The sequence below is a fragment of the Fictibacillus aquaticus genome (genome assembly GCF_002245695.1).
GTDB classification, from domain to species: domain Bacteria; phylum Bacillota; class Bacilli; order Bacillales; family Fictibacillaceae; genus Fictibacillus; species Fictibacillus aquaticus.
In genome coordinates this window covers 1-7,262 of record NZ_NOII01000022.1, presented here as the reverse complement: position 1 = coordinate 7,262, position 7,262 = coordinate 1, and the positions used below count along the sequence as shown (strand labels likewise).

Annotated in this window: 7 protein-coding genes; 5 read left to right on the top strand and 2 right to left on the bottom strand. The window is 44.6% G+C overall.

Annotated features, from left to right (window positions below; all coding sequences use genetic code 11):
• Both CGZ90_RS18500 and floT read left to right on the top strand, forming a co-directional pair.
• Nucleotides 1-513, top strand: a 513-nt coding sequence (locus tag CGZ90_RS18500) for an NfeD family protein (RefSeq protein WP_240515484.1), incomplete at its 5' end; no start/stop codon positions are given.
• Between the two features lie 12 nt (nucleotides 514-525).
• Nucleotides 526-2,070 carry a flotillin lipid rafts scaffold protein FloT gene (gene floT / locus CGZ90_RS18495; protein WP_094253999.1) on the top strand — a complete coding sequence of 515 codons (1,545 nt, stop codon included), beginning with the start codon at nucleotides 526-528 and terminating at the stop codon, nucleotides 2,068-2,070.
• Between the two features lie 80 nt (nucleotides 2,071-2,150).
• Here floT and CGZ90_RS18490 read toward each other — a convergent pair whose 3' ends face one another.
• Nucleotides 2,151-2,462 (bottom strand): MTH1187 family thiamine-binding protein, encoded by a 312-nt coding sequence (locus tag CGZ90_RS18490; RefSeq protein ID WP_094253998.1) that lies wholly within the window; start codon nucleotides 2,460-2,462, stop codon nucleotides 2,151-2,153.
• 269 nt (nucleotides 2,463-2,731) lie between these two features.
• Between CGZ90_RS18490 and CGZ90_RS18485 the strand changes: the two genes are divergently transcribed.
• The 3 genes from CGZ90_RS18485 (at nucleotide 2,732) to brnQ (ending at nucleotide 5,379) form a co-directional block, all read left to right on the top strand.
• Nucleotides 2,732-3,340, top strand: a complete 609-nt coding sequence (locus tag CGZ90_RS18485) for a DedA family protein (protein WP_094253997.1) — start codon at nucleotides 2,732-2,734, stop codon at nucleotides 3,338-3,340.
• A gap of 63 nt (nucleotides 3,341-3,403) precedes the next feature.
• A complete protein-coding gene (locus tag CGZ90_RS18480; protein ID WP_240515483.1) occupies nucleotides 3,404-3,814 on the top strand; it encodes a GNAT family N-acetyltransferase in 411 nt (136 codons plus the stop codon).
• Nucleotides 3,815-4,062: 248 nt separating this feature from the next.
• Entirely contained in the window at nucleotides 4,063-5,379 is a 1,317-nt protein-coding gene (gene brnQ, locus CGZ90_RS18475) for a branched-chain amino acid transport system II carrier protein (RefSeq protein ID WP_094253996.1), read from the top strand.
• A 96-nt stretch (nucleotides 5,380-5,475) separates the two neighbouring features.
• Here brnQ and CGZ90_RS18470 read toward each other — a convergent pair whose 3' ends face one another.
• The gene (locus CGZ90_RS18470; protein WP_094253995.1) at nucleotides 5,476-6,972 is read right to left on the bottom strand and encodes an NAD(P)/FAD-dependent oxidoreductase; all 1,497 of its coding nucleotides are present in this window, start codon (nucleotides 6,970-6,972) and stop codon (nucleotides 5,476-5,478) included.
• Between the last annotated feature and the right edge of the window lie 290 nt (nucleotides 6,973-7,262).

The following is a 7,262-nucleotide window of genomic DNA, read 5'->3' as shown; positions in this document are numbered from 1 at the left end:
TATTCTCTTACATCTATTTATTTAGCCGGTCTCATTCTTTTTGGATGTCTCACATTATTGTATGTATTGCTTGGGGATGTAATTGAAGCTGCTGCAGACTGGCTGAACCCAGCACTGCTGCTGTCGTTTTTCACCTTTTTATCAGCTGCAGGCTATCTGCTGGAATCACTTACTTCGCTTAACAGCTTTGTCATAATGGGAGCTTCTGTAGTTAGTGCGGGAATATTGGCAGCGATGCTTCATGTCTTTGTCCTGGTCCCAGTTTCAACCGCTGAAGAGTCGCTAGCTTATCAGGAAAGCGACCTAAGAGGCAGAAAAGGCAGGGTTCTCACTGGCATTCCTGTGGACGGGTTCGGCGAGATATTGATACATGGCATCAGCGGCCATATTTCGAAGACCGCTGTTAGCATTGACAACCAAACGATCCCAGAAGGCACCGAGGTCCTCGTAATTGAAGCAGAAAAAGGAATAGCGAAGGTTATGCCATACGAGCAGGCCGCAAAATTATATTAAAGGAGCTTACACATGACACCTATTCTTATCGCAGGCGGTATTGCCGCTTTCGTACTGATCGCACTTATTGGAGTTTTTGTCACGAAATACAGGACGGCCAGCCCTGACGAAGCTTTGATCGTCACGGGAAGCTTCCTCGGCTCTAAAAACGTCAATATCGATGAATCCGGAAACAGGATCAAAATCGTTCGTGGCGGAGGAACGTTCGTCCTGCCAGTTTTCCAGCAAGCAAAGCCGCTCAGCCTTCTGACGAGTAAGCTCGATGTGCAGACTCCTGAAGTATATACAGAGCAAGGTGTTCCAGTAATGGCGGATGGAACGGCGATCATCAAGGTCGGAAGCTCAATCGGCGAAATCGCAACGGCTGCGGAACAGTTCCTCGGCAAAACGAAAGAAGACCGTGAGAACGAAGCACGTGAAGTACTCGAAGGCCACTTGCGCTCAATCTTAGGATCCATGACTGTAGAAGAAATTTATAAGAACCGTGAGAAATTCTCACAGGAAGTGCAGCGTGTTGCATCACAGGATCTTGCTAAGATGGGTCTGATCATCGTTTCTTTCACCATTAAAGACGTTCGTGATAAAAACGGTTATCTTGATGCTCTCGGTAAGCCGCGTATCGCACAGGTAAAGCGTGACGCGGATATTGCGACGGCTGAAGCAGAGAAAGAGACACGCATCAAGCGTGCCGAAGCTGATAAAGAAGCAAAACGCTCTGAGCTTGAGCGCGCTACAGAAGTCGCTGAAGCTGAAAAAGTGAACCAGCTTAAAGTAGCGGAATTCCGCCGCGAGCAGGATATTGCCAAAGCACGGGCTGACCAGGCGTACCATCTAGAAGAAGCAAAGTCCAAGCAGGAAGTTACGGAACAGCAGATGCAAGTTCAGATTATAGAGCGCCAGAAGCAAATCGAGCTTGAAGAAAAAGAAATTATGCGCCGTGAGAAGCAGTATGATTCGGAAGTGAAAAAGAAAGCCGATGCTGATCGATATTCCGTTGAACAGGCGGCAGAAGCGGAAAAGCGGAAGCAGGTGGCAGAAGCCGATGCACATAAATACCGTGTCGAAGCGATGGCGAAGGCTGAGGCTGAGAAGGTTCGTTTAGAAGGTCTATCAAAAGCAGAAGCTGAACGGGCAAAAGGGGAGACCGAGGCTGATGTCATCCGTCTGAAAGGTCTCGCTGAGGCAGAAGCTAAGCAAAAAATTGCAGAAGCGTTTGAAATGTTCGGTCAGGCAGCTGTCCTTGACATGGTTGTCAAAATGCTTCCAGCTTATGCTAAAGAAGTAGCGGCACCGCTTGGAAATATTGATAAAATCACAGTTGTTGATACAGGGTCAAGCGGCGAAAACGGCGGGGCAAACAAGGTGACCAGCTATGCGACTAACTTGATGTCCACACTGCAGGAGTCACTTAAGGCTTCATCTGGAATCGATGTTAGAGAAATCATTGAAAACCTGTCTGGAAAAGGGAACGTAAGAAACAGCATCGACGACTTAAGGATCGAGTTTCAAAAATCAAAAGAAAAGAGTGCAAAAGAGACCGTCGAGAGTCCATCATAAACAAAGAGCTGGCAGGGAGCGTTTGTGCTCCTTGCCAGCTTTTTGTTTGATAAAAGAAAAGCTGGCAAGGTTCGTTCAATTTACTGATTCGCCAGCTTCATTTTTACAGCAGCCATTTTGCCCGCCATTGTGTTCAGCTTGTCGCGCCGGTCATCAATGCGGATGTTTGTAGCCACGCGCTGAGCCCCCTCCGTGAAAGGAACCTCGTGAAGCTGTTTAATAACAAAGAACAGGTCCTCAAGCTTTCCTTCAATAAGTGTACTCATCGGTGTCAGTTCATAGCTGACAAGATCACGGTGCTGTTCAAGTACTTGATGAATCTTAGCAACATAGCTGCTGACGCTTGGTGTTTCTGTTCCGACGGGAATGATGGTAATGTCTGCAATCGGCATAAGTGTTCCTCCATTTCAAGACAGCGTTATATTCCTATTCATTGTATCAGAAGTACAGTTGGACAGCCTAAATACGAGAACATTCAAGGATAAAGCTATAAAAAGGGTGAATCAGCATTTTTCTAAATAACTCAGAAAAAATGGCGGCTGCAGGGGCGGTCTTAGCTGTTTTAGAAGCAATTTTTTGGCAATTTTACAATTAAACCTTCTTTTCTTTCAAAAATCAGTTACAATGGAAAGTGGGTTAATCTTAAAAAGTTGGTGACTTCATGGATTTTGAAATCATGCAATTGATTCATCAGTACGGCTATATAAGCCTTTCTATACTGCTTGCACTTGGTATTGTAGGTCTTCCGGTTCCTGACGAGATTCTTCTGGCAACAGCAGGCTGTTTAACAGCGGCAGGGAACCTGTCACTTGCACAGGTCCTATTTTTTGCGATTGCAGGCTCGTTCCTCGGTATTACAGCGAGCTATTTCATCGGCATTAAGTTTGGCAGGCCGCTTTTGGATCGTCTTGCTCCAAAGCTCGGCATATCGCTCAGTCATATAGATAGGACAAACCGGTATTTTGACCGATATGGAAAAGCAGCGCTGTTTTTTGGCTACTTCATTCCCGGGGTCAGACATTTGACCGCTTACTTTGCAGGAATGTATGCTATGCCATTTAAAACATTCGCACTATACGCTTATAGCGGGGCAGTTTTTTGGTGTTTCTTTTTCGTGATGCTCGGGCACTTGCTGGCACAAAAGATATATATGGCGATGGATGTCATTCACCGCTTAGGGTTATACGCTTTTTTCACACTGCTGATCGGCGGAGCGATCTGGCTGCTCGTGTGGTATAAGAAGAAAGAATCGGTTTCAGAAAAATATTAAAGCAGATTTGGAGGGCCCTTAGAGGCTCTCCTTTTTTAAACCTTATATTTAGGAGGAGAAAGTGTGGAAACACAAGTAAAACACGAAATCATTATTAGAGATTATGAAGAAAGTGACTTTCCGTACATTCAGCAGTTAAACGCAGCAGAGGGATGGAGCGGATTAGTGGAAAGAGGCGGAGAAACGAAAGGTGCATGGTCGCGTTCGAACGCATCCTGCGTCGCGTGTGCTGGAGAAACGGTGATCGGGTATTTGAGAGGGATGACGGATACGCATATCACTCTTTATATTTGTGAGCTATTAATAAGCAATTCATATAGAAAGTCCGGTGTTGGTAAAAGATTATTGCGGCATGTTCATGAAGCCTATCCAACCACTCGAATGGAAATTCTTGCTTCAAGTTCCTCTCAATCTTATTATGAGCAGTTAGGATTCAGGCCGTTTTACGGATTTCGCAAAACGATAGACGAATAAATTCCATAAATAAAAATGTTTTCCTGTTGAAAATTGATAATGCATTATAAAATTGAACTTTTTGAAAATTCATTATGTCGGAATATTGACGCTATGTTTGTTCTATGTTAAAACTACATAGTGCAATAATAATTCGACAAAATTCGATCGCATTTACATTATCTAAAATGTTTCGCATAGCTAAACACAAACCGTGAAAATCTGGTAATGTGTTTCGAGGGAGTGCATCGCAACAGGAGGAGTTTACAATGAATAAACGCACGATTTCAGTAGGGCTTATGCTTTTTGCTTTATTTTTTGGAGCAGGAAATCTTATCTTTCCGCCGCAGATCGGACAGTCAGCAGGTCAAGAGTTCTGGTCTGCTATGGTGGGATTCTTTATTACTGGAGTCGGCCTTCCGTTACTGGCAATCATTGCGATGGCTGTTACTGGCGGAGGTCTTAAAGAGCTGACAGACCGGGTTCATCCGGTATTTGGACTCGTTTTCCCGTTCATATTATATTTAGCAATCGGTCCTCTTTTCGGTATTCCAAGAACAGGCAATGTTGCATACGAGATGGGTGTTGTGCCGTTTTTATCTGAAAAGGCAGCAGCACAGCCGCTCCCGCTTTTCCTTGTAACATGCGTTTTCTTTGGTGTAACATACTGGCTTTGTTTGAATCCATCTAAGCTTGTGGATCGTATCGGCAATATTCTTACACCGGCACTTCTTATTATCATCGGTGTCATTATGATAAAAGCATTTATCGATCCTATTGGTGCTATTGGTTCTACCGCAGAAGCTTACCGCAGCAGCCCGATGACAAAAGGATTTATGGACGGATATTTAACAATGGATACATTAGGTGCTCTTGCATTTGGGATAGTGGTCATCAATGCAGTAAAGCAGAATGGTGTCTCTGAGAGGCTAGTGACGGGCATGGTTATCAAAGCAGGTTTGATCGCAGGCTTCTGCCTCGCTGCTGTGTATTTTGTTCTTGCTTATCTTGGCGCGACCAGTCAGTCGCTTGGGGCAGCTGAAAATGGCGGCGAAATTTTAACGAATGTTGTTTATGAACTGTTTGGTGCGTCAGGAAATGTATTGCTAGGTGCAGCTGTTATTTTAGCATGTTTAACCACTTCTATCGGTCTTGTAACAGCTTGTGCGCAATTCGCAGCTAAAGCATTGCCAGGATTATCTTATAAAAATACTGTGCTCATCATATCCGTATTCAGCCTGGCAGTTGCTAACATCGGACTGAACCAGTTGATCGCAGTATCAGTCCCTGTTCTGACGGCAATTTATCCGCTGGCTATCGTTTTGATCATCCTTTCTCTTTTCCATCAAAGATTCAAGGGGAGAGCAGAGGTATACCAAGGCGCGCTTCTTCTGACAGCTGCAGTAAGTGCAGCAGATGGATTAAAGGCTGCCGGCATTAACATAGGCGTGATTGAGCAGATGTACAGCGCGATTCCGCTTTATGCTGAAGGCATTGGCTGGCTTATTCCAGCACTGCTCGGTGCATGTATTGGATACGGTATTACGCTGATCACATCAAATTCTAAACTGAAAACAGAAAACTAATGAAAATGCCGCTGAATCATCAGATTCAGCGGCCATTTTTTTTTTGAAAAAACAGGTGCAGTCTTCGTTATTAGAAAGCGGCACCTGTAAATCAGTTTATACAAGTTCTGGCACACCCGGGAGCTCCTGAATCGTACCGTACCCCTGTTCTTTATTTTCTTTCAGCTTTGCAGCCACGTCGCGGGCGATCCAGACGCCGCATGCACTTGCCTGAGCGAGGCCTCTGGTGATACCTGCTCCGTCTCCGCCGACATACAGCCCGTTGATCTCGGACTCAAAACGGCTGTTCAGCTTTGGGCGTGCAGAATAAAATTTAGCTTCAACTCCGTAAAAGAGTGTATGCTCTGATGCCATTCCCGGAGTAACTTTATCGAGAGCTTCCGTCATTTCAATCAGGCTCTTCATCGTGTTGTAGGGAAGAACTAAACCGAGGTCGCCTGGTACGGCTTCTTTTAATGAAGGACGGATGAAACCTTCTTTTATTCTTTTTTCAGTAGAACGGCGCCCTCTTAATATATCGCCGTATTTCTGAACTACAATCCCGCCGCAAGAAAGCTGGTTGGCGAGTTTGGATACTTCATGCGCATACTCGGTAGGCTCTTCAAATGGCTCATCAAATTTATGAGAAACAAGCAAAGCGAAGTTCGTGTTTGTGCTTCCGAGTTTTGGATCCTTATAGGCGTGGCCGTTTGCCAGCATGATGCCAGAATGGTTTTCAACTACTACGTGCCCAGACGGATTAGAGCAGAATGTCCTGACTTGAGTACCGACTGATGTATTGAAAATAAACTTGCCTTCATACAGATTTTTATTTATCTCTTCCATGACAATATCCGTTGTTTCCACTCGTACACCGATATCCACTTGATTAGCGCTTACCTTTAGGCGGCGTTTACGAAGCAGTTTTGTGAGCCATGCTGAACCGTCGCGTCCCGGTACGATCACGACCTTTTCAGCGGAAACCGTTTCCCCGTTCTTCAGTGTGATGCCTTTGACCGTATGACCTTCAGGACCGCGTTCTGTCACGATATCTTCTACTTCAGTTTTGTATGCCATATCAATTCTTGTTTTCAAATATTCATATATGCTTTTGAGTATTTCTAGGTTTTGTTCTGTGCCTAAATGGCGGATCTGAGCACGCAGCAGCTTTAACCCGGCTGCATAAGCACGCTTTTCAATAGAACGGACTTCTTCTGTAAGCGGGTCAGTGATGCTGTCAGTAGCGCCATGCTTCAAATTGATGCTGTCTACATACTGAATGAGCTCCACGACCTGATCTTCTGATAAGTAATCGGTCATCCAGCCGCCAAATTCGCTGGTAATATTGAACTTGCCGTCTGAATAAGCGCCGGCTCCTCCAAAGCCGTTCGTGATCGAACAAGCGGGCAGACAGCCGGCAAATTCTTTTCTTCCAGCGGCAGGAGGGCATTTCTTTATTTTCTTCTGCAAAATAGGGCAGTGCCTCGCATAAATGTCGTGTCCTTTATCAACAAGCAAAATAGAAGCGTTTGGCATTACTTCAGCAAGCTCATAGCAAGCGAAAATTCCAGCAGGACCCGCACCGACAACAATCACATCATAGTTCGTTTTCATATTAACCCCTCCCGGGAGTTTTTTTCTTTATCCGTTGGTAAATATACCAAGAATAAACCGAAAAAACAAGGCAAAAAACGAACATTTAAATAATTTATAACAAAAATATACGTATTCTATTATTTTTGTGAAATTTTCGTTATTTTCCATCCGGAAGTAATTGAGCTGCGTTTTAACGTGAAATACAAGGTGCCTCTAATATCAGGCTTATCGCTTCGATGCATTTTTACTTTTGCTGCAACAGAAGTTTTAACGAAAGGAGGATAGCGTGTTTCCTTTTTAACCAGTTC